The sequence below is a fragment of the Bacillus sp. GMa5/1 genome (assembly GCF_050172015.1).
GTDB lineage: Bacteria > Bacillota > Bacilli > Bacillales > Bacillaceae_G > Bacillus_A > Bacillus_A cereus.
In genome coordinates this window covers 1-2,369 of record NZ_JBNLYC010000339.1, presented here as the reverse complement: position 1 = coordinate 2,369, position 2,369 = coordinate 1, and the positions used below count along the sequence as shown (strand labels likewise).

Genomic DNA, 2,369 nt, shown 5'->3' with positions numbered 1-2,369 from the left:
TTCTAGTGAACATATATTTTTGAAAAGAATGGTAGCGTTATCTTTTGTAAATGTTCCTATTTGCATGATTACCTAATTTTTATGTACAATAAAGAAAAGAGAGTTTCTTAGACAGGAAGAGGAAAGTCATGACCAAGTCATTAGTAAATTTACGAATTGATTTTGCTTTTAAGCAATTATTTGGGACAAGTGGTAGTGAGGATATTCTTATCACATTTTTAAATGCCATGCTAAAGAATTCATTAGAATCACCTATTATGTCACTACAATTAGAGGATCCACATTTACATCGAGAACATGAGGATGATAAATTATCAATTTTAGATGTCTCAGCCACATTAGACACAGGTACTAAAGTAAACGTAGAAATTCAGCTGAATAATAATCACGACATGATTAAACGAAGTTTGTATTACTGGGGTAAATTATATACTTCACAGTTACAAAAAGGGATGCCTTACAGCTCTCTTAGTAAAACAATTACCATTAATTTGTTAAACTTCGTACTTTTTCCCGAATATGAGGAATTTCATACAACGGGAAAGCTATGGAATGTACAACAGCAAAAGCAGTTTAGTGATGATATAGAGATTCATGTTATAGAGCTTCCTAAACTAATGGAACAATGGCGGGAAGAGAAAGTTAATCCGTGGGAAGATTCATTTGTTCGTTGGCTGTTATTACTTCCGGCAAATGAAGATGAACACTTAACTCAAACATTGGAGGACATTGCGATGAATCAAGATCCGATTTTACAAAAAGCAATGAATAAGTGGGAGCGAATGAGTCAAGATTCGACATTCCGACAAGCCTATGAAGCGAGGGAAAAAACCCTAATGGATGAAGCTGCAAAGTTTGCTCACGCAGAGGAGCAAGGAATCAAAAAAGGTATTGAAAAGGGTATTGAAGAAGGCAAAAAAGCCGAACGTATACAATTGGTATGTGGTATGTATAAAAACGGAATGTCTGTAGAGGATATTGCGAAATTTACGAAGTTACCTATAGAAGAAATAAGAGAAATTATCCAATTATAAATTAAAAAGAACACCTACAGCATTTGTAGGTGTTCTTTTATATGACCAATAATGTCCGGAGTATAATTATTAGTTGATGTATCGTCAGGAAAATAAAAATTTACAACATTAAATATTTTTTTAAAGAACTTACATGGATTCTATCTTAAATACATGCTCTATATTCCATCATAATATTGTTAATAATTGTTTGGACGGGCAAAATCTCTTTGATTTCATTTACTCGTGCACCTGCGAAAACAAGACCATTTTCACAATCACCATCCATAGAGGTTATCAAAGAATCTAGCGTACAGAAACGATAAGAACAGTTTTTTAAGCAATTTATACACTTTTTTATTTTTATCTTTTTATTATTATCAGCTATTAATTTAGTAAAGTTATTTTTAACCGCACGACCTTGGAGCCCGACAGTTGTTTTGACTAATATAGTATCTTCTAATCGAGCATTTATATATTTTTCCTTAAAGGATAGTGGTGCGTCACACTCATTACTTGCAACGAATCTTGTACCCATTTGCACACCAGATGCACCCATTTTTAAGGCATGCGCAATATCTTTTCCAGTCATAATTCCTCCAGCAGCAATTACGGGAATTTCGACTGCTGCAACTACTTCCGGTAATATATCGAATAAAGGTCGATCGGTACCCAGATGACCTCCTGCTTCATGACCCTCTACTACAACAGCGGCCGCACCCAAGCGTTCAGATAATCTAGCGAGTTTGGCTGAGGATACTATTGAAATAACTGGTATGTCGGCATTTTTTCCCCAAGTATACATATCTCGTGAAATACCAGCACCAGATATGATGAAATCAACTTTTTCCTCAATAGCTGCTTTCATTTTTTCAGCAAAATCATTCATTGCAAAAAGGACATTTACTCCAATATAACCAGTATTCCGGATCTTTTCTTTCGCCTTCCTAATATGCATCCTCATTTCATCTATGGAAATACCAGTTCCTGATATAATCCCAATTCCTCCAGCATTTGCAACTGCAGATGCAAGTTTACTTAATGAAATGCCTACGCCCATTCCTCCCTGCATAATTGGGACCTTTGGCATCATATGACCGATTTTTAATTGTGGAAAGTTCAAGTAAATACCCCATTTCATTAATGTTATTAGAGTAGATCTGTTAAACCCTCTCAGTTTAACACAGTGCTTGGAACAAACACTAGGAAATTAATACCTACTACTAGTAGTTTGTAATGTTTTTTGCTGATTTTCACAAAATGTTCGAATATTGCGCTATAAACTTTAGAATAATATCAAATGTATATTTAGGCTTCTGGATAAAAAAACAATGAAATTTAGATTTTCTAATAAAA

The 2,369-nt window shown here is 34.3% G+C and carries 2 protein-coding genes; one reads left to right on the top strand and one right to left on the bottom strand.

All coding sequences use genetic code 11. The annotated features are described in order from the left end of the window. Positions 1 to 128 precede the first annotated feature (128 nt). Positions 129 to 1,034 (top strand): Rpn family recombination-promoting nuclease/putative transposase, encoded by a 906-nt coding sequence (locus ACQGSG_RS28330; RefSeq protein ID WP_000167466.1) that lies wholly within the window; start codon positions 129 to 131, stop codon positions 1,032 to 1,034. Between the two features lie 145 nt (positions 1,035 to 1,179). On the opposite strand, the gene ACQGSG_RS28325 is transcribed toward ACQGSG_RS28330, so the two are convergent. Further along, the gene (locus tag ACQGSG_RS28325; RefSeq protein ID WP_426948645.1) at positions 1,180 to 2,154 is read right to left on the bottom strand and encodes an NAD(P)H-dependent flavin oxidoreductase; all 975 of its coding nucleotides are present in this window, start codon (positions 2,152 to 2,154) and stop codon (positions 1,180 to 1,182) included. Positions 2,155 to 2,369: the final 215 nt, after the last annotated feature.

Coding starts and splice junctions, on each gene's coding strand:
- ACQGSG_RS28330 (WP_000167466.1), top strand. CDS start 129: ATGACCAAGTCATTAGTAAATTTACGAATTGATTTTGCTTTTAAGCAA.
- ACQGSG_RS28325 (WP_426948645.1), bottom strand. CDS start 2,154: ATGAAATGGGGTATTTACTTGAACTTTCCACAATTAAAAATCGGTCAT.